Source organism: Rhodococcus sp. P4_B6 (assembly GCF_056402215.1).
In genome coordinates this window covers 150,381-169,918 of sequence record NZ_JBFUHV010000001.1, presented here as the reverse complement: position 1 = coordinate 169,918, position 19,538 = coordinate 150,381, and the positions used below count along the sequence as shown (strand labels likewise).

Below are 19,538 nucleotides of genomic sequence, written 5' to 3'. Positions count from 1 at the left end.
TCGGCCATCGGAGGGGACGGTCGGCGATATCCTGGGGTACAACGTCGAGAGGTGGGCAGTGTGGCATGCGTCGACCGTGTTTCGAATGGGACGAATCGATGTAGTCGATGACTGATGTCGATCCGTTCGCCACCCAGCGCGACGTGTCCGGTTCGGTCACGGCGGAGTTGGCGGCGGCCGGATTCGAGGACGCTCAGGAGATCGGCCGCGGCGGATTCGGGGTCGTGTACCGCTGCATCCAGACTGCGCTGGACCGCACTGTGGCGGTGAAGGTCCTCACCGCCGACCTCGACGAGGAGAACCGGGCCCGATTCCTGCGGGAGCAGCGTGCTGCGGGCCGGCTGACCGGTCACCCCAACATCGTCAATGTTCTCCACGCCGGCGTCACCGAGAACGGCAGGCCCTACATCGTGATGCCGTACCAGGCGCAGGGCTCGCTCGACGAACGGATCCGCCGCCACGGGCCGCTCCCGCTGGACGAAGCGCTGCGTCTCGGGGTGAAGATGGCAGGCGCCCTGGAGACCGCCCACCGGCTCGGGATCCTCCATCGCGACGTCAAACCCGGGAACATCCTGAGCACCGATTACGGCGAGCCCGCACTCACCGACTTCGGCATCGCCCACATCGCGGGCGGGTTCGAGACCAGCGCGGGCATCGTGACGGGGTCGCCGGCGTTCACCGCCCCCGAGGTCGTGGCCGGCGAGGCCCCGAGTCCTGCCGCCGACGTCTACGGGCTCGGCGCCACCTTGTTTGCGGCAATCACCGGTCACGCGGCGTTCGAACGCCGCAGCGGTGAACAGCTGGTGGCGCAGTTCCTGAGGATCGCGTCCGAGCCGGTCCCGAACCCGCGCGAGCACGGCGTATCCGAGGAGATCAGCGCGGTCGTCGAACGTGCCATGTCGTCCGAACCCGGGGCCCGCCCGTCCGCCGTGGAACTGGGCAGGCAACTCCGCGACGCGCAACTGCGTCACGGCTTCCCGGTCGACGAGATGGCGATGTATGCGGGAACAGTTGCAGTGCAAGGCAGCACGTCAGAACCGGGCGCCGATCCCGGAGGAGAAGGTGCGTGGAGCCGGCCTGCCGGAGCGCCGGCGGACTCGGGCCGGACAGGTGGACTCCCGCTGGAGCTGACCAGCTTCGTCGACCGCCGCACGGAACTGGCGGAGGCGACGAACTTGCTGTCGACGTCGCGGCTGGTGACGTTGACCGGGATCGGCGGGGTGGGGAAGACCCGGCTCGCCATTCGTGCTGCCACCAAGGCACAACGGAATTTCGCGGACGGCGTGACGCTGGTGGAACTGGGTGAACTACTGGATGATTCGCTGTTGGCGGGAGTGGTCGTCGCTGCCCTGGGGTTGCGGGGTCAGTCGACGCGACACCCCCACGAGATGCTCGTCGAGTTCCTCGCCCCGCGAGACCTGCTGCTCGTGCTGGACAACTGCGAGCAGGTGGTGGCCGCGGCCGCGAAGCTCGCCGAGATCCTGCTTCGCGCATGCCCGCAACTGCGGATTCTCGCGACGAGTCGCGAACCGCTCGGGATCGGCGGGGAAGCGGCGCTGCTGATCCCTCCGCTGCCCGTCCCGGATCCCGACCATCTCCCGAAAGGGCTGCCCCGCAACGACGCGGTCACCCTGTTCGTCGAACGCGGTGTCGCCGCCGTCCCCGGGTTCGAACTCACCGAGGACAACAAGGTCACCATCGCCCGTATCTGTCAGCGGCTGGACGGCTTGCCGCTGCCGATCGAGTTGGCTGCGGCCAGGCTCCGTGCGATGACACCCGACCAGATCCTGCAGCGCCTGACCGATCGGTACCTGCTGCTGACCCGCGGCAGCCGGGACGCGCCCTCGCGGCAGCAGACACTGCGGATGTGCATCGACTGGAGCTACGACCTGTGTACTCCTGTGGAACAACGGATGTGGGCGCAGCTGTCCGTGTTCGCGGGCACATTCGAACTCGAGGCGGCCGAACAGGTCTGCGACGGTGACGACGTCGACGATCTTCTCGACACGGTGACCTTCCTCGTCGACAAGTCGATCCTGACGCGAGAGGAGTCGGGCACCGCGGTGCGGTTCCGGATGCTCGAGACCGTGCGAGCCTACGGGCGCGAAAAGGCGCAGGAGAGTGGCGTGTACACCGAACTGCGCCGTCGGCACCGGGACTGGTGTGACCGCCTCGCGGTCGAAGCGGAATCCGAATGGATCAGCTCCCGGCAACTTCCGTTGATCGCCAAATTGTCACGGGAACTGCCGAATATCCGCGAAGCGCTGGACTTCTGCGTGTCCGACAGCCCGGGCATCGGAGTTCGGATCGCGGCCGCGTTATACCCGTACTGGCTGGCCCGGGGGCTGTTCGTCGAGGGGCGACGGTGGCTCGATCGCCTCCTTGCGCGGCAGGTCTCCGAGCCCACGATCGATCGGGCCAAGGCGCTCTACGGCGCCGCCGTGCTGGCCGGAGTGCAGGGCGACATTTCGGTGTCGGACACCCTGGCGGAGGAAGCGCGGGCGCTCGCCGCCCGGACGCCCGACCCGGAGGTGCGCGCGCACCTCGACCACGCAATCGGATACGCAGCCTTGTTCGCGGGCCGCCTCCCCGAGGGGCGCGCGCATCTCGAGAAGGCCGTCCTTGTGTTCACGGCACGCAACGACGTCTTCGAGGTGGCCGCGGTCGTGGGTCTCGGCATGATGTACGACCTGTTGAACGACACGGAACGTGCCGTCGAATGCCACGAGCGCATCCTCGCGATCACCGAAGCTCAGGGCGAATCGGTGTACCGGTCGTATTCGATGTGGGCGCTGGCCGTCGCCGTGTGGCAGAAGGGGGAGAGAGCCCGAGCGGTGCGACTCCTCGGGCGAGCGCTCCAGGTGGACCGCCGGGTGAACGACCGGCTCAATTCCAGTGTGTGCCTGCAGGCCCTCGCGTGGATCGCCGCCGAGGAGCAGAACATGGAGCGGGCCGTCGTGTTGATGGGGGCGGCCGAGGCGCTCACCCGGTCGGTGGGCAGTTCGGCGGTGCTGGTGCCTGGACTGAGCGTGTACCAGGACGAGTGCGAACGCGCGACCCGGCAGGCGATGACCGAACCCGCGTTCGCCGCCGCCCGACGAAAGGGCGAGTCGCTCGGTTTCGACGCAGCCGTCGCCTACGCACTGGGCGAGCAGGTCTCGGCCTCGTCTACCTCCGCCGGCCAGTCCCCCAAACCGACGAAGCGGGAGCGTGAAGTTGCCGCCCTGATCGTCGAGGGACTGACCAACAAGGAGATCGCCGCCCGGCTCGTCATCTCGCCCCGCACCGCGCAGGGGCACGTGGAGCACCTCCTGACGAAACTGGGGTTCAACTCACGCGCGCAGATCGCGGCGTGGGTCGTGGAATCGCAGGGTGAGGGCTCCTGAGCTGGGCTTGTTGGGGTGTTCGGAGGCGAAATGCTATGCGGTCAAGGTGATGTCCACGGTGTGGATGCCGCTGGTCGTGGGCTTCACCGATGCCGTGCCGTTGCCGACCGGCGAGAGGGCCCGCACGGTCCAGTCGCCCGGTGCGACGAAGAAACGGAAGTCTCCGCTGCCGGAGGCGACGATCTCGGCGGTGAACGTGCCTGTGCCGTCGAGGAGTCGAACGAAGGCGCCACCGACAGGTTCTCCGTCGCCCGTGACGACCTTGCCGGTGATGGCCGTTTCCCTGCCGAGGTCGACGCCGGCGGGGATGGTGTGGGTTTGCGTTGATGCTGCGCTCATGTGCTTGTTCCCCGCGGTCCGCTACTTGCCCAGCTCGATCGGCACGCCGACGAGCGAGCCGTATTCGGTCCAGCTGCCGTCGTAGTTCTTGACATTCTTGTGGCCGAGCAGTTCCTTGAGGACGAACCAGGTGTGGCTGGAGCGCTCGCCGATCCGGCAGTAGGCGATGGTGTCCCGGGAGCCGTCGAGACCGGCTGCGCCGTAGATCGCGGTGAGTTCCTCGTCGGACTTGAACGTGCCGTCCTCGTTCGCCGCCTTGCTCCACGGAACGTTGAGTGCACCCGGGATGTGGCCGGGACGCTGGCTCTGCTCCTGCGGCAGGTGCGCCGGCGCGAGGATCTTGCCCGTGAACTCGTCGGGCGATCGGACGTCGACGAGGTTCAGCACACCGATCGCGTCGACGGCCTCGTCGCGGAACGCGCGGATCGACAGGTCGGGCTCGGCCGCCCGGTAGGTGGTGGACGGGCGGGTGACGGTGTCCTCGGAGAGGGGGCGTTGCTCGAGTTCCCACTTCTTGCGCCCGCCGTCGAGCAGCTTGACGTTGTCGTGGCCGTAGAGCTTGAAGTACCAGTAGGCGTACGCCGCGAACCAGTTGTTGTTGCCTCCGTAGAGGACGACCTCGTCGTCGTTGGCGACGCCGCGTGTCGACAGCAGATCGGAGAACTGCTCACGGTCGAGGAAGTCACGGCGGACCTGATCTTGCAGATCCTTCTTCCAGTCGAGCTTGATGGCGCCCTCGATGTGGCCGCCGTCGTAGGCGGACGTGTCTTCGTCGACTTCGACGAACACGATGGTGGGCGCGTTCAGATTCTGCTGAGCCCAGTCGGTGGAGACCAGGACGTCGGAGCGAGCCATGTTCTTTCCTTCACTGAGAACTTGCCGGGGTTTTCCATTGGGGGTCGGGTGGTCGGCGGAGGCGGACGATCGGAATCGGGCGACCAACGGATAGATCTGGCAGCCGAGGCAGATTCCGAAGGCCGCGTTGAGGAACGCCGCGAACAGTGCGAAGCCGGTGAAGACGGCACCGACGACGGGCGCGCTCAACGCGAATCCGACCAGACCTGCCGCCGCGAAGATGAAGCCGACCAGTTGGGCGAAGCGCAGCGGCGCGGTTGGTTCACGCTCGCTCGGCGGGCTGATGTGTGGGGCGACCAGCTTTCCGAAGATCTGGCCGTACGGGCTGCGCCGCGGCCCGACGACGGCGGCGACGGCGAACACGACGGTCTGAACCGCCAGGATCACACCGGCGACGACGGTCGAGAAGGACGCCGAGAGCAGGACGGCGGCGAGAACCGCCGTAGTGATCCAGGCGGCGAACCGGGGACCGCGGACGTCGACCTGGTCGACGGCCGCGGTCGGGGTGGTGGTGGGTGTTGTTGCTGGTGTGGTGGGCATTGACTGTGCTCCACAGAATGTGTCGGATGGCCGAGGGAATGYGATGGAACGCGATCGAGTCGATCACCGAAAAGGCAGGGAAGTCAGCACGTGACCGCAGGGCGAATCGAAAATGACACAGAAGCGCGGTCAGCGACGCCAAAGGCAACAGCAACCGCCGACGCGACACAGGTCGACTGTGCGGCGACGGGTGAGCAGCAGCTCGCGGCAGGTCTGCACCCGCCAAATTCTACGCGCCGCACCCTGCGCTGAAGACGGACAATTCGAGTCTCCGCGCAGGGGCGTGGTCCCGCGTCTCATGGGATCAGGATGAACTTCCCCGCGGGGTGGGGTTGCGCGAGTTCGCTGTGGGCCTGCGCGGCATCGATCAGGGGAAACGTCTTGGCGATGGTGACCGTCAGATGTCCGGCGCCGGCTTGCTCGACCAGTTCGGCGCGCGCCTTCAGCCGGGCTTCGGCGCTTGCCGGGTTGCCGCCGCCGACCGACGCGAAGCCGTCCTCTTGCGCCCGACCGAAAGCGGCGATGGTCACGATCCGGGTCTTGTCCTTGACCAATGCCAGCGACACGTCGACGGCCTCGTCGGTTCCGACGGTGTCGAGGGCCGCGTCGATGCCCTGGGGTGCGACCTCCAGCACCCGCTCCTCGAGTCCGTCTCCGTAGACGACGGGAGTTGCTCCGAGGTTCCGGACGTAGTCCTGATTCGCCGCTCCCGCGGTGCCGACGACCGTCGCGCCGCGGGCGACGGCGAGTTGCACGGCGAGGGCACCGACGCCGCCGGAGGCGCCGTGGATCAGGACGGTGTCGCCGGAACCGACCCCGATGGTGTCCAGGGCGTCGACCGCGGTGCCGCCCACCAGCAGCAGACCGGCGGCCTGTTCCCAGCCGAGGCCGGCAGGTTTGGGGGTGATTGCGGAGACGGGAACGACCACCTTCTCGGCGTAGAGACCGGTGCCGGGGCTGACAATCACCTCGTCGCCCACCGCGATCTCCGTGATTCCGGCCCCGACGGCCGCGACCACGCCGGCGGCCTCGCCGCCGACCCTGACCGGCAGCTTGTCGGGATCGTCACCGAAGGCGCCGCTGTAGAGCTTGTAGTCGATGGGATTGACGCCGATCGCCTTGACGTCGACGAGCACCTCCCCCGATGCGGGCGGCGGAACCTCCGCATCGACCACGGTCAGGGCCTCGGGTGTTCCGTATGATTGCGCGACAACAGATTTGGTCATGTGTGACGCAACCTCCCTCGAAGAGCTGCTATTCCTGTTGTGCGAGATTTACTCTCACGGATCCGAACGCTTGCTCGGTGGAGTACCGATGTCGCGCTCTCACGCAGTATCAGGAGGGCCCGGCGTGTGTGCAGTGCGCCGAGCAACAGGTAGAAGGCGACACCGAAGTGGGTCCCCTCCCGTATGCAGGCGATGAGGCCGAAAGCGCAAAGAACGAAGGGTGCCCACGGCATCGTTGCTCGAAACCACCGATACACGATCGCCGGAACCATCGTTTGTCGGCGGGGGCCGCGCCCACGCGCGAGCGTCGGCGCTTGCCTGGGCGGCGAAGAGTTTCGGGCGAGCATGATGGGAGGTCCGTCCTCGAGGGTCCACAATCGCGAATGTTGCAATGGCCGGCCGAGGCGCGGCTGGTGCGCAGGTTATCGGTCGCATCGACGTGCGCCCAAGGGTTGCGATCCGACTGCGTCGAACCTCGCAGGCGTCGTCGTTCAGGAGCCGTGGAAGTGGTCCCGGCACTGGCAAAACCCGATGAGCCAGATGTACGGATCCATCATCATGATTTCGGCGCACCGGGCAGGTAGCGGCGGGAGGCGCAGAAATCGCTCCACCCACCGCGACCCTCGGGCAGAGGTAGCGGGGTGACCACAACGAGGGCATCGGCCGGGCCGCTCCGCAACCAGCTCGCCGACATCTGACCAGTGCACGGATGCCAGACTGCTGAGCCGCCGGCGGATCGACAACACTTTGGCGCACACAGAATCGTGGGTGGGGACCTATTCCGATGTGGGTGACAGTCGTTCGATGTGTTCGAGCAATTCGATGAGTTCGCCGATGGTGAGTTCAACGGTGCCGAAAAGGGGATCACCGTTCTTGGCGGCGCGGGCGACGGCCTGTCCGATGCGGTCGGTGAGCTGTTCGATCAGTGGGTCGGCCATGACTGAGAATTCTCCTGGAAAGCGGGAACGTTGTCTTCCGGATCTGAAGGTTCTCGTTCGCGCCTGACCTGCTGACGGCCATCACGGCCGGTGACCGCGACACGATCGAATCGATCCTCGGTCCCGACTTCACACATCACCAGCGAGGGCCAACTCCTCGGTCGCGACGAGGAGATCGCGAGCATCGTCCCGGTGGCGTTCACGATGAACGCCACCGAGCAGACCGTCGACATCGTCGACGACACCGCCGAGATCCACGGTGTCAACACCCTTACCGAGTCCGGCATCGGTCGTACGGCGTCGACGCCCTTGCCTGCCGGATCCTCGAGCGCCCAGTCCCGGTAGCTTTGACAGTCTCGGCCGGGGCGGACCCGGCGGAGCGGACCTCGATCCGGTCACCGGCGAGGTGAGACAGGAATCCGGTACCGATCGACGAAATACGTTGTGCTACTTCCCTGGCTCGCGCGCATCACTCACGTCGGACAGATAAACGCTGACGTGGTCGGCAAGGCTGGGTGGGTCTCCGACAGGTCGCGTTCGCGGTAAATCGAAATATCGTCGGTGCCCCGCATCGTGTTCGGCCGCGACCTGCTCTTGCCAGTACACGCCCGATCGACTCTGCGAAAACCCCGATATATTCATGCTGAAACGACCCCTTCGACCCATGGGGAGCGCACTCCCTCACGCGGTCACACCCGTTTGTGGCTCGTGGTGCCCTGCGGCGACGAGCCCTGACCTCCATTTCCGTTTTAGCGGATCAGCTCGCAGGTGTCACGGACCGACCAGTCCCTATGAAACAGCGGTTCAGCTGCATTGATCCCGAATCACGAAACCCGCGTACGAATTCGGGTCGCTCGAGAATGCTGATTTACAACGTATTTGTTCCACCCTGGAAGCGGCGTGTGCCTGGTATCGAATCGACCGTTGAGGTCCGTCCGGCGACGACTTAATCTGGAAGGAGCGGGCCGTATCCCGTCGGGTCGAGATTTGACAGTCCGGGATACGACTCGCCGGAGGGGCTCGTCGCGGACACTGCCGGCTCGGACTGCGGTCCCGGTCGGAGCACGGTCGGGAGGGAGCGCCGCTGCCACATTTTCGCTGGTGACCTGGCTTCGCCTGCGCGCTGCCGCAACAACGTCGCCTACCAGGCGCCGGTCGACGACTTCCTCGAGCGAGCCCATGAGCAATGGCGGAACCAATCTCCACCAGGTGCGTTCGCGACCGCACGTCCACAAAACCGGCTTCAGGTACGGTTTGTTCACCGCGGTAAACAGCGTGCGTGCTGCGTCGGACGACAGGTGTGTGGCGTCAGGTAGCACCCACTGCGACTGGAGAAGGTGAGATGGCTATGACTTCCGGCACGGGCCCGCTGCCCGACTCCATCGCTGGGCCGCAGCGGATGCCCGCGCTGTCGCCGCGGGAGCTGGAAATCCTTCGCCTGTGGCTGCGGAGTGAATCGAAAACGGCTGCCGCATCCGACCTGGGAATCAGCCTGGGCACGATCAACACCCACCTGGCCCGGATCCGAGCGAAGTACGCCGCCGTCGGACGCCCCGTCACCGACAAGTCCGGACTGTTGGTCCGAGCACTTCAGGACGGTCTGGTGTCTCTCGCCGAGCTCTGACGGGCGGGTTGACACTTCCCCCGTGGGACCGTCCGGTACTGCGGTCGGCGGTGTCTCGTCTACGAGAGCCGGGACCGGGGCAGATCGTCGAGCCGGGCCGCGCGGGCATTCTCGTGGGCGACGATTGCCTCCTGCCAGTCCCGATCGGTCACGCCGAGCCCGTCGCGGACGGCTGGAGGTGGAACCGCGAGATCCGTGGCGATGTGCGCCCACGACCTGCCCGCCTGGAGGGCCTCGATCACCGCGCGGGCGAGGCGATCGTCGGTCTGGTCGCCATCAAAGAACGCATCAGCGCTGTCAGCGGCCACGGGAAGGATGTCCGGTCTGGTGCGCTCGATGAGCGCGGAGTCGTATTTGCATCCATGCGACTCTATCGGTTGCAAGGAAATGATGATATAGCGCTCCGGTGAGTTCGATGGTGGCGCGAAGACGACCCTGACCGTGCAGATGCGGCACGGTCACCATCGGACGAGGTCACCACCCGACTGCGATAGCAGTGATGTGCTCGCCTACGGAACCCGGGGCCCTGCCGCTTATCCTCCTCGGGCGGCCTCAGGCCGGGTCCTTACTACTCGGAGCGTCCGGACGGGAAATGCACCGACCCGTCGTTGCCGATGCAACCCCCCTGCACCGGGCCGCTGCCGAAGAAGACGCCATTGAGTTGCCCGCTGCCTCCAGGAGAGTTCGATCCGACTCCGGCACCCCCGACGCCGATCGCCCCGCACTGGTAGCTGTTCATGTCGTTCGGGGTGTCGTTGTGGACGTGGAGTTGCGTGCCGGGTGTGTTCGGGTCTCCATGAAATGCCGGTGCCGACGCCGCGATGCCGGAGCCGAGTGCAAAAGCGGTGGCGATCGCGGCCGATGTAACCGCCGTGCGCAATGCGAACGTGTTCATCTGATGTCACCTTTGATTCGATTGTCGCCCGGCTTTCACCGGCCGATGATTCTCGGGTTACAAGCAATCTTCGGGCTATCTATCCCGATGGAACAATTATGGTCCGAGCCGTCGGCGAAAATCACCCCTTCGCGTGGTTACCGGCAATTCGAATGCGCAGTCCACACCGGCCGTCGCGGCCCTGCTCGCAGCCCCGAGCGTGCCGCAGTGTCGAAACCGTGTGACCCCGTGGAGTTCACGTCTGTGTACCGGAGGGCGCTAGCGTTGGGCTGCCCGACATCCGCACGTTCGAAGGAGAAACTGCCTCGCATGGCCGGTGACGAGATTTCGGACGGCGAGAACGCGCACCCGGACGCGACGCCGCAGTTGCGCCGGCGGCTGGGGGTGTTCGACTCGGTGATGATCGGCCTCGGGTCCATGATCGGGGCGGGGATCTTCGCCGCGCTGGGGCCTGCCGCGTCCGCCGCGGGCGGTGCATTGCTCGTCGGGTTGGCCGTGGCCGCGGTGATCGCCTACTGCAATGCCAACTCCTCCGCCCGGCTCGCCGCGTTGTATCCGCAATCCGGTGGCACCTATGTCTACGGGCGTGAACGCCTGGGACCGTTCTTCGGGTATCTGGCGGGCTGGGGCTTCGTGGTCGGCAAGACCGCCTCGTGTGGCGCGATGGCCCTAACGGTCGGCGCCTACGCCTGGCCCGGCCGCGAGCATCTCGTCGCGGTGGTCGCCGTCGTCGCCATCACCGCCGTGAACTACTTCGGTGTGCAGAAGTCGGCCCTGGTCACCCGGGTCATCGTGTTCACGGTCCTCGCCGTCCTCGCCGTGGTCGTCATCGTGTGCCTGACCGGACCCGATACCGGGTTCGGTGGCCTGGCGATCGCCTCCGGCCACGGCGTGACCGGGGTCCTGCAGGCCGCCGGTCTGCTGTTCTTCGCGTTCGCCGGGTACGCCAGGATCGCCACGCTCGGCGAGGAGGTGAAGGATCCGGCCCGGACAATCTCCCGGGCGATTCCCCTCGCCCTGGCCATCACCCTCGTCGTGTACCTGTGCGTCGCGGTCGCAGTCCTGAACGCGCTCGGTGCCGACACTCTCGCGGCCGCGACGGATCCGCTCGCGCAGGCGGTGGCCGCTGCGGGATTCGAGGGTCTCGAGCCGGTCGTCCGGGTGGCCGCGGTGATCGCCGCACTCGGCTCGTTGCTCGCCCTGATCCTCGGGGTCTCGCGGACGACATTCGCGATGGCGCGCGACGGCCACCTGCCACGTCTGCTCGACGCCGTCCACCCCCGGTTCGCGGTGCCCTACCGGGCCGAGTTGGCGGTGGGGGTGGTGGTGGCGCTCCTCGCCGCGACGGCGGACCTGCGCGGCGTCATCGGGTTCTCCTCGTTCGCGGTGCTGTTCTATTACCTGATCGCCAACGCGTCCGCCTGGACCCTGTCCGCGAAACCGTGGCCGCGCCTGGTGGCGGTCGTCGGCGCCATCGGTTGCATCGTTCTCGCCGCGTTCCTTCCCCTGGCCTCGGTGATTCCGGGTGTGATCGTCCTCGGGCTCGGGGCCGTGATCTACGCGATCCGCTCGTCCCGTCGTCCCTGATCCGCGAGGAGGGGTACCTCTGTCCACCCGGGCGGGCTTCGACGCGCGATCGGCACGGGGTGCAGCTAATCTGTCATCGGTGCGATTGTCTCGTGCCTCGTCGCCGGAGCCGATGTGTTGCGAAAACCTGTCCGCAGCTGGATCTTTCACATGCTTCATCGGGCTGTGCCCGCATTCCCAGTGCCCTGACCGTGTTCGGTGTTCGAGAGGGGAATGACTCCACATGTCGGAACTCCACTGGATCACGCGAGGTCGGTGCCGAGACGGTGATCCGGATCAGCTGTTCGTGAGCGGCGCCGCGCAGCGCAAGGCCGCCGCGCTGTGCCGGCACTGCCCGGTGCTGATGGAATGCGGCGCGTATGCGCTCGACAATCGCGTCGAATTCGGCATCTGGGGTGGGATGACCGAACGTCAGCGCCGGGCACTGCTCGAGGCGCACCCCCGAGTCCGCTGGTCCGATCTCTTCGAGGGGAAATGATCGAACCATGACCGGAGAACCCGTGACGTACGTGATCGACGGTGCACGCATTCGCACGCTCGACGACGTCTTCACGTTGGCGGGAGAAGCGGTGCGCGGCGAAGGCGGGTATTTCGGGCGCAACCTGGATGCCTTCGCTGACTGTCTCACGGGCGGATACGGCACGCCCGAGGACGGCCGTTTCTACTTCGTGTGGGAGAACAGCAGTAAATCCCGCGAGGCGCTCGGTTACACGGAGACTGCGCGGCAACTGGGGCGGCGGCTCGAGCAGTGCCACCCGACGAACCGGGACAGGGTGCGCGCCGATCTCGAACGCGCTCTGCGGAAGGACGGTCCCACGGCGTTCGACTGGGTCGTCGACATCTTCGAGTTCCGGGACGTGCGACTCGACCTCCGGTAGGCGGTGGCGCTCACTCGGTGAGGTAGAGAACCACCCGGAAGTACCGGGAATCCCGGCGGAAGGTCGGTGTGGCGACACCGTACCGCTCGAAGAATTCGTGCTGCTCGATGAACCGGAGGTCGCCGGTGGTGCCGGGTACCGAACATTGCAGATTCGGCATGCGCCACGTGCCCGTGTCGGGCACGCACCACATCTGCACGGTGCCGGGCAAGAAGTTCCAGCCGTCGTCGGTGCTCAGTGCGAGGTTCGCGACGACCTCGATCGACGCGACCACTCCGCGCACGGACGCTACGCGCGCGGTCGATGACCCTGGGTACCTGTCGACGTAGAAGGCTCCTCTGCCGTAACCGTTCGGTCCCTCTTCGGCTAGTGATCGGATCTCGGCGGGAAGATGCTGTTCGTCGAGCCACGAGAGTGTGGTGGTCACGGTGTCAGCGGGGTGCCAGAGACGGTGCGCGGGGACGGGTTCGTCGTCGACGAAGACCGTGAGTGTCTGCTGCGAGCCGGGTTCGGGTGTGCGTCGTTGTCGGTCGGCGAGCATTGTCGTACCCCGCGCAGTAGGCGGGCCGATGGACGAAGCGATCGGGCGCGGGGTTACCTTGCCGCAGACGATACGCCGCTGCCACAGTGATTGCGGCAGCGGCGTTGTGTCCGGGGGTCAGTACGGCAGCGAGGAGCAACTGGGGCGGTGTCGGCCACCTCGGTCAGTCGGCGCGTTTCTTCCGTTTCGGGATCAGGTGCATGATCAGGACGACGATCGCGCCGACGACGAGCCCGACGAGTGCGGACACCACGGTCCCGGCAGTCCAGGACAGAACACCGCCGAGGCCGCCGTGGACGAGATCGCCGAACCAATGTTCGAGATCGTGGAGGCGATCGGCCGGCCAGTGGAATCCGGCCTCGCCGATGTTGACGAGCAGGATGTGGCCGCCGACCCAGAGCATCGCGGCGATCCCGACCACGGTGAGCACTGCCATGACCTTCGGCATCGCCGCGACGAGTCCTCGACCGATCCGCTGACTGAACGCGGACTCGCGTTGGGCGAGCGCCAGGCCTACGTCGTCCATCTTCACGATCAGGGCGACCACTCCGTACACCAGGACGGTGATGAGGATCGCGACGACGACGAGCACCAGCAGCCGGGTGAGGAACGGTTCGTCCTCGACCGAGGACAGTGAGATCACCATGATCTCGGCGGACAGGATCAGGTCGGTGCGGATCGCGCCGCTGACCATGGTCTTCTCGAATTCGGGTCCGCTCTGCCCTTCGGTTGCGCCCGCGGCCTCGTGGTGATTCCCGGTGAGTGCTTCGTAGACCTTCTCGGCTCCCTCGAAGCACAGGAACAGACCACCGGCGATCAGCAGGTACGGCAGTGCCTGGGGCAGGAACTCGCTCAGGATCATCGCCACCGGCAGGATGATCAGGAGTTTGTTGCGAATCGACCCGATTGCGATTTTGCGGATGATGGGCAGTTCGCGATTGGGGGAGAACCCGTGCACGTAGCGGGGGGTGACGGCGGTGTCGTCGACGACCACTCCCGCTGCCTTGACGCTGGCCTTGCCGGCCGCGGCTCCGATGTCGTCGATGGATGCCGCGGCCGCTTTCGCGAGTGCCGCGACGTCGTCCAACAGGGCGACGAGTCCACCAGCCACGAAAAACCTCCCACAGTTCGGATGTGTGCCGATCCAATGACCCGCGGTCGCGGGTCGACACGAACGGTACCGAATCGGTGGCCCTGCACAACCGGTAGTGCCGTGGGGTTACCTTGCCGCAGACGATACGCCGCTGCCGCAGTGACTGCGGCAGCGGCGTTGTGTCACCTCGATCGGGGTCAGTACGGCAGCGAGGAGCAGCTGGGGTGGTTTACGACGGCTTGACCCTCACACATTGCGCCCTGCGCGTCGTCGTCGAAACGGTCGCGCCGATCCCGGTCGCGGTTGTCGCGGTCCGACTGCGAGGTGACGGCGACGTCACCGCCCGTCGAGGCGGGCATGGCGTGCGCGATTCCGGCCGCGCCGGTGACGGAGAATGCGACTGCGGCGAACATCAGGCCGGCGCGAATGGCGGTGTGGCGAAACATGCGGAGTCCTTGCTGGTATGGGGTCGAGTGTTCCTTGACCACACCAACATTGCCCCCGGAACGAGCCGGTCGACAGCCACCCAAGGGTGCTCATTACCCACCCCCTGTTCGGAAGCTCACCGGCTGGTCGACGTCAGCGCATGACGAACGGGGTGCCGGACGGGGCACCGGTGTTGACCCACACGGTTCCCGACTGGATCGCCTCGGTCATGCGGAATGCCCGGGCCGAGCCACCGAGCACCGCGCGGGTGCCGTCCTGCTCGGCCAGGTCGATGTATTCGAGTACCTTCGCGAACTGCTGCCGGGTGGTGATCGGGCTGTTTTGTGATGGGATCATGACGATCCGGCATGCGCCCTCGGGCCGTGGCATTTTGCTCGGTCCTCGGCCGGGAAACGGCCGCGACCGGGGCGAATGCGCGCGCGGCACCGTTCTGCGGCACGCGCCGCGGTGTCGTCTAAAGCGAATGTAAGGAAAGCCGCTTATCCCTTCCCTCGCGCTGTGGTGACGGCCACATTGGTTCCAGTGGCTACGCACGATCACAGCATTCGAGGAAGGGACATCATGCGACACACGACTTCGAACCCAGCGTCGTCGACCGGCGAGAGGCGGGTTGTAGCGAATGTGGTTCGCGGCTGCATCGGCAACCTCGTGGAGTGGTACGACTGGTTCGTCTATGCAGCGTTCAGTGTGTTCTTCGCGGCATCGTTCTTCCCGAAGAGCAGCACGACCGCCCAGCTGCTTTCCACGGCACTGGTTTTCGCCGTCGGATTCCTGATGCGCCCGATCGGTGGCTACATCCTGGGCCGGTACGCGGACCGCTACGGGCGCAAGAACGCGCTGACGCTGTCGGTGCTCATGATGGCAGCAGGCTCGCTGATCATCGCCGCGACACCGAGTTTCGAGGCGATCGGGATGCTCGCCCCGGCGCTGCTGGTGACGGCGCGACTGATCCAGGGACTGTCCGTGGGAGGCGAATTCGCCTCAAGCGCCACGTATCTGTCCGAGGTCGCGACTCCCGGCCGCCGCGGCTTCTACTCGAGCTTCCAATACGTGTCGATCATCCTGGGTCAGCTCGCCGCACTCGGCGTCCAGATCATTCTGCTGCAGCTTCTCACCCTCGATCAGATGCACTCCTGGGGCTGGCGTGTTCCGTTCGTGATCGGCGCCATCGCCGCCGTGACTGTGATGCTGTTCCGGCGTGGCATGGACGAGTCGGACCAGTACAAGGACGAGGCCGCCCGGATTGCCGCCGAGAAGGCGTCCGGCACGACGCCGTCGGCCAAGCGTGGCACCCTGCGTCTGCTGCTGCAGTACCCGAAGCAGCTCGCGATGGTCTTCGGCCTCGCGATCGGCGGCACGGTCGCGTTCTACACGTACACCACGTACCTGCAGAAGTACATGATCAACACCTCGGGCATCGCCCCGGAAACGGTGGCGTGGATCAACTTTGCCGCACTGTTCGTGTACATGCTGCTGCAGCCCGTGGCCGGCCTCGTCTCCGACCGCATCGGCCGCCGCAAGGTCATGCTGTTCTTCGGTATCGGCTCGACCGTGCTGACCGTGCCGATCCTCACTGTTCTCGGCAACACCACCAACGCGTTCGTCGCGTTCGGCCTGATGATGACCGGACTGGTCATCGTGACCGCCTACAGCGCGCTGAGCGCGATCGTCAAGGCGGAACTGTTCCCGACGAAGGTGCGCGCACTCGGTGTCGGCCTGCCGCACGCGATCACCGCAGCCCTGTTCAGCGGTACCGCCGAGCCGCTCGCGCTCGCTCTCAAGCAGGCCGGACACGAGTCGGCGTTCTTCTACTACGTCGTCGGCTGCTCCGCGCTGACCCTCGTCGCGGCACTGTTCATGCCCAAGGGCAAGGGCGGCACCACCCTCGATCCCGCGACGGGCAGCCCCGCCCGCGACGGCCGCGAGGACGACCGCGACGGCCGCGAACTCGAGCGTGTCTGATCCCTCCGCCTCCGGCATTGTTCCCCCGGCCCACCGTGGCCGGGGGACAATGCCGGTTATGCGCATCGCGGTGGTCGAGGACGACGACGGCGTCGGCAACGCACTCGTCGCGGGGCTGACCCGGCAGGCGCACCAGCCTGTGCGGATGAAGTTCGGGTCGGAACTGCTGCTGCACCACGGCGAGGTGGACTTCGTGCTGCTCGATCTCGGGTTACCGGACCGCGACGGCCTCGAGGTGCTGCGCCAGCTGCGCCAGGTCAGCGGCGTCCCCGTCATCATCCTCACCGCACGCGACGACGAGCGGTCGGTGGTGCGCGGGCTGCGCGGCGGCGCCGACGACTACCTGGTCAAGCCGGCCCGGATGTCGGAACTCTTCGCGCGCATCGAGGTGGTGCGTCGGCGAAGCCTGGCCGTCGAAGGCGGCGCACCGCGGGAAGTGGCCACCGGGGATGTGCGCGTCGACCTCGATTCCCGCACCGTCACCGTGGCGGGCACCGACGTGGACCTGACGTCGAAGGAGTTCTCCCTCCTGGAGATTCTGCTCGAGAACCCGGGTGCCGCGGTCAGTCGTCAGCAATTGATGGATCGGGTTTGGGGTGACGCGTTCGTCGCGGTCTCACGCTCGCTCGACGTCCACATCGGTACCCTGCGGGCCAAGCTGGACCGGCCCGGGCTGATCAGCACCATCCGTGGTTTCGGCTACCGCTGGGTGTGCTGACCGGAGGTCGAAACGATATGCGCCGACGGCTACTGCTCATCCTCGCGATCCTCGGATCCTGCGCGGTCGCGAGTTTCGCGATCCCCCTGGCGATCGCGACCGCCGACTCACGGACACAGGAGTTCACCCTCGGCCGCGAGGGCGACATCCAACGGTTCGCCGTCCTCGCCGAGGAATACGTCCGGACCGGCGACCCCGCCAGGATCGAAGGCGAGGTGGACGCGTACGACGACGTGTACGGCGAGGGCGTTCTGGTGGTCTCCACCCGCGGTGTGCCCACCCTCGGTGTGGGCCTCGACGGCAGCGAACCCGGAATCGAGGCCGCGATTCGCAGCGGACTGCGCAACGAGCGGGTCTCCACCGTCGACCGGCTGTTCCCGTGGAGCGACGACGACGCCCTGTTCGTCAAACCCGTGGGGTCGGGCGCTCAGGTGAACGGCACCATCGTGCTGCGCGCCTCGACGGCCGAGGCGCGCTCCGACATCCTCCGGCAGTGGGCCGTGATCGCGGCAGGCGCGGTGCTGGCGTTGGTCGCGTTCGGTGTGCTCGCGATCGCCTTGAGCCGGTGGGTACTCGGACCGCTCGCGAACCTGTCCACTGGAATCGTGCAACTCATCCGCCGCATGCCCGACGCGAGGACGCCGTCGGCGTCCGAGCCTCCGCCGTCCGTCCTGCCCGCCACGGCCGCGGGCGGTCCTCCCGAGGTGCGCAGGCTCGCGCATTCGTTCGACGTGATGTCCTCGGCGGTGTTGCGGGCCGCGGACGCGCAGCAGCGTCTCATCGCGGACACCGCGCACCAGCTGCGGAATCCGCTTGCGGCGTTGCAGTTTCGCCTCGACCTCCTCGACGACGGGATACCGGACGACGCGCGCGAGGACTATCACCTCGTCACCGAGGAGGCCAAACGTCTGCAGACGATCCTCGACAGTCTGCTCTCCCTCGCCTCCGCCGAAACGCCGCGCTTCGGAGCCGAGGCCGTCTGCGATGCCCTTTCGGTGGTCGCCGACCGGGTCGATTTCTGGTCGGTGACGGCCCGGGAACGGGGCGCGCGCCTGACGACCGTCGCGGCACCCGGCGTCGACCGTGTGCCGGTCGCGATCGCCGAGAACGATCTGTCCCAGGTGCTCGACGTGCTGATCGACAACGCCTCCCGATACGCGGGCCCCCACCCCACCATCGAGATCGGGGTCGCAACGGAGCCGTCACAGCTCCACACCCAGGTGTGCGTGTGGGTGGCCGACGACGGCCCGGGCGTCCCGGCGGAACTGCGCGGCAAACTCACCGACCGCTTCTTCCGGGCCAGCGATCAGGCCGGGACGGGACTCGGCCTGTCCATCGTCGAGGTGGTCGCCGCCGCGTACGGTGGCCGACTCGACATCGACGAGGCCCCGGCCGGTGGTCTGCGCGTACGCTTGTGGCTCGAACCGCACGTGGAGACGCCCGACGATGATTAACCGGCGACAGTTCCTCGGCGGTGTGGCCGCGGCGGTCGCACTGTCCGGGTGTGCCCGGACCCAGCCGTCGGGGACGTACGAAATCGCGTCCGGTGAGCGCGACGGTTTCCAGTCCGAATTCGCCGAATTGCTCGCGGACGCGCCGTCCGCCTCGGGTGGCGATCTCCGGTTCACGGTGCGGTACACCACCGGTTCGCTGGAGAATCTGTCGCTGCTGGCGTCGGGGGAGGTCCTGATCGGGCTCACGTTGGCCGATTCGGCCGTGCTGTCGGACACCCCGATGCTGGCCATCGGCCGGGTGTACGAGAACTATCTCCAGTGCGCGGTGCCCGCGCGCTCACCGGTCCGGTCGATGAAAGATCTTCGCGGGCAGACGATCAGCCTCGGTTCCCCGGGTTCGGGTACCGCGCAGACTGGGCGGCGGGTGCTCGAGGCGAGCGGACTGTCCGTCGACGACGTGACGGTGCGCCCGGTCTCGCTCACCACCGTCCTCGACTCCCTCGCCGACGGCACGGTCGCGGCCGCGCTGTGGGCCGGGGGTGTGCCGACTCCGGCGGCGGTGCCGCGGCCCGGGCACGGTCCGGACGGCGGGATCCGGCTACTCGACCTGTCCGCCGAGTACGCGGAGATGCGCAGGGTCTACGGGCCGATGTACGAACCGGTTTCGGTGCCGGCCCGGACGTACGGCGACACCGCCGAGACCGCGACGGTGGGCGTCCCCAGCCTGCTCGTCGCGTCCCCCCAACTGCCGGACGCCGTGGCCGGTGCGCTCGTCGACCTTCTCGTCGATCGGGCGCAGGACCTGATTCCTCCCGACACCGTCGGAGCCCAGTTCCTCGACGTCCGGTCGCTGATCCAGACGGCGGGCGTCCCGCGTCATCCGGGCGCGGTCGCGGCATACCGGCGCCACCACGGCTGACGGCCGTCATGTACGGCCATAATGGCCGGGTATCGCGGGTCGGCACCGCCGCCAACCTCAACTGCATGTAAAACTCCGGGCCCACGCGGTTGACTACTGCCCGCATCGGCTGCAAAATGGCCGTACATTTCCAGGA

At 66.9% G+C, this 19,538-nt stretch carries 20 protein-coding genes and 2 pseudogenes; 11 read left to right on the top strand and 11 right to left on the bottom strand.

Annotated elements, in window-relative coordinates:
- The first annotated feature begins 107 nt into the window (after positions 1-107).
- A complete protein-coding gene (locus tag AC1DWT_RS00790) occupies positions 108-3,386 on the top strand; it encodes a protein kinase domain-containing protein (protein ID WP_206013933.1) in 3,279 nt (1,092 codons plus the stop codon).
- A 33-nt stretch (positions 3,387-3,419) separates the two neighbouring features.
- Here AC1DWT_RS00790 and AC1DWT_RS00785 read toward each other — a convergent pair whose 3' ends face one another.
- From AC1DWT_RS00785 to AC1DWT_RS00770, 4 genes and pseudogenes are all read right to left on the bottom strand, one after another.
- Positions 3,420-3,725, bottom strand: coding sequence for a DUF1416 domain-containing protein (locus AC1DWT_RS00785; protein ID WP_072946686.1), 306 nt, complete (start codon positions 3,723-3,725; stop codon positions 3,420-3,422).
- A gap of 21 nt (positions 3,726-3,746) precedes the next feature.
- A complete protein-coding gene (locus AC1DWT_RS00780) occupies positions 3,747-4,580 on the bottom strand; it encodes a sulfurtransferase (protein ID WP_072946777.1) in 834 nt (277 codons plus the stop codon).
- Between the two features lie 87 nt (positions 4,581-4,667).
- Positions 4,668-5,120, bottom strand: a pseudogene (locus AC1DWT_RS00775) (DUF4395 domain-containing protein); the annotation flags it as partial.
- Between the two features lie 296 nt (positions 5,121-5,416).
- Positions 5,417-6,346 carry an NADP-dependent oxidoreductase gene (locus AC1DWT_RS00770; RefSeq protein WP_206013932.1) on the bottom strand — a complete coding sequence of 310 codons (930 nt, stop codon included), beginning with the start codon at positions 6,344-6,346 and terminating at the stop codon, positions 5,417-5,419.
- Positions 6,347-7,152: 806 nt separating this feature from the next.
- Between AC1DWT_RS00770 and AC1DWT_RS00765 the strand changes: the two genes are divergently transcribed.
- Positions 7,153-7,290: a hypothetical protein gene (locus tag AC1DWT_RS00765; RefSeq protein ID WP_206013931.1), complete on the top strand. Its 138-nt coding sequence runs from the start codon at positions 7,153-7,155 to the stop codon at positions 7,288-7,290.
- Between the two features lie 84 nt (positions 7,291-7,374).
- Positions 7,375-7,629, top strand: coding sequence for a hypothetical protein (locus tag AC1DWT_RS00760; protein ID WP_241031387.1), 255 nt, complete (start codon positions 7,375-7,377; stop codon positions 7,627-7,629).
- Here AC1DWT_RS00760 and AC1DWT_RS00755 read toward each other — a convergent pair.
- Positions 7,554-7,723: pseudogene (locus tag AC1DWT_RS00755) on the bottom strand (heat-shock protein HtpX); the annotation flags it as partial. The gene AC1DWT_RS00760 and the pseudogene AC1DWT_RS00755 overlap by 76 nt on opposite strands.
- A gap of 909 nt (positions 7,724-8,632) precedes the next feature.
- Here AC1DWT_RS00755 and AC1DWT_RS00750 point away from each other — a divergent pair.
- Positions 8,633-8,908, top strand: coding sequence for a response regulator transcription factor (locus AC1DWT_RS00750; RefSeq protein ID WP_206013930.1), 276 nt, complete (start codon positions 8,633-8,635; stop codon positions 8,906-8,908).
- Between the two features lie 59 nt (positions 8,909-8,967).
- Here AC1DWT_RS00750 and AC1DWT_RS00745 read toward each other — a convergent pair whose 3' ends face one another.
- Together AC1DWT_RS00745 and AC1DWT_RS00740 are read right to left on the bottom strand one after the other, a co-directional pair.
- Positions 8,968-9,291 (bottom strand): hypothetical protein, encoded by a 324-nt coding sequence (locus AC1DWT_RS00745; RefSeq protein WP_241031386.1) that lies wholly within the window; start codon positions 9,289-9,291, stop codon positions 8,968-8,970.
- 185 nt (positions 9,292-9,476) lie between these two features.
- A complete protein-coding gene (locus AC1DWT_RS00740; RefSeq protein ID WP_072946690.1) occupies positions 9,477-9,803 on the bottom strand; it encodes a hypothetical protein in 327 nt (108 codons plus the stop codon).
- Between the two features lie 309 nt (positions 9,804-10,112).
- Here AC1DWT_RS00740 and AC1DWT_RS00735 point away from each other — a divergent pair, with 309 nt between their 5' ends.
- From AC1DWT_RS00735 to AC1DWT_RS00725, 3 genes are all read left to right on the top strand, one after another.
- Entirely contained in the window at positions 10,113-11,390 is a 1,278-nt protein-coding gene (locus AC1DWT_RS00735; RefSeq protein ID WP_206013929.1) for an APC family permease, read from the top strand.
- Positions 11,391-11,613: 223 nt separating this feature from the next.
- Complete coding sequence (locus tag AC1DWT_RS00730) at positions 11,614-11,868, top strand: WhiB family transcriptional regulator (RefSeq protein WP_095861583.1); 255 nt, start codon at positions 11,614-11,616, stop codon at positions 11,866-11,868.
- Positions 11,869-11,875: 7 nt separating this feature from the next.
- Positions 11,876-12,268, top strand: coding sequence for a barstar family protein (locus tag AC1DWT_RS00725; protein ID WP_206013928.1), 393 nt, complete (start codon positions 11,876-11,878; stop codon positions 12,266-12,268).
- 10 nt (positions 12,269-12,278) lie between these two features.
- On the opposite strand, the gene AC1DWT_RS00720 is transcribed toward AC1DWT_RS00725, so the two are convergent.
- The 4 genes from AC1DWT_RS00720 to AC1DWT_RS00705 form a co-directional block, all read right to left on the bottom strand.
- On the bottom strand, positions 12,279-12,809 hold the full coding sequence (locus tag AC1DWT_RS00720; protein ID WP_206013927.1) for a hypothetical protein: 531 nt from the start codon (positions 12,807-12,809) through the stop codon (positions 12,279-12,281).
- Between the two features lie 163 nt (positions 12,810-12,972).
- Positions 12,973-13,920, bottom strand: coding sequence for a DUF808 domain-containing protein (locus AC1DWT_RS00715; protein WP_206013926.1), 948 nt, complete (start codon positions 13,918-13,920; stop codon positions 12,973-12,975).
- Positions 13,921-14,099: 179 nt separating this feature from the next.
- Entirely contained in the window at positions 14,100-14,348 is a 249-nt protein-coding gene (locus AC1DWT_RS00710) for a hypothetical protein (protein WP_072946696.1), read from the bottom strand.
- A 133-nt stretch (positions 14,349-14,481) separates the two neighbouring features.
- On the bottom strand, positions 14,482-14,685 hold the full coding sequence (locus tag AC1DWT_RS00705; protein ID WP_206013925.1) for a hypothetical protein: 204 nt from the start codon (positions 14,683-14,685) through the stop codon (positions 14,482-14,484).
- A gap of 225 nt (positions 14,686-14,910) precedes the next feature.
- Here AC1DWT_RS00705 and AC1DWT_RS00700 point away from each other — a divergent pair, with 225 nt between their 5' ends.
- Genes AC1DWT_RS00700 through AC1DWT_RS00685 form a run of 4 tightly spaced genes read left to right on the top strand, consistent with a single transcriptional unit; the run spans position 14,911 to position 19,402 of the window.
- The gene (locus AC1DWT_RS00700) at positions 14,911-16,311 is read left to right on the top strand and encodes an MFS transporter (RefSeq protein ID WP_072946698.1); all 1,401 of its coding nucleotides are present in this window, start codon (positions 14,911-14,913) and stop codon (positions 16,309-16,311) included.
- Positions 16,312-16,369: 58 nt separating this feature from the next.
- Positions 16,370-17,029, top strand: a complete 660-nt coding sequence (locus AC1DWT_RS00695) for a response regulator transcription factor (RefSeq protein WP_072946699.1) — start codon at positions 16,370-16,372, stop codon at positions 17,027-17,029.
- Positions 17,030-17,046: 17 nt separating this feature from the next.
- Positions 17,047-18,483 carry a sensor histidine kinase gene (locus AC1DWT_RS00690; RefSeq protein ID WP_206013924.1) on the top strand — a complete coding sequence of 479 codons (1,437 nt, stop codon included), beginning with the start codon at positions 17,047-17,049 and terminating at the stop codon, positions 18,481-18,483.
- Positions 18,476-19,402 carry a TAXI family TRAP transporter solute-binding subunit gene (locus tag AC1DWT_RS00685; RefSeq protein ID WP_387488333.1) on the top strand — a complete coding sequence of 309 codons (927 nt, stop codon included), beginning with the start codon at positions 18,476-18,478 and terminating at the stop codon, positions 19,400-19,402. The genes AC1DWT_RS00690 and AC1DWT_RS00685 overlap by 8 nt, the downstream gene beginning before the upstream one ends.
- Positions 19,403-19,538: the final 136 nt, after the last annotated feature.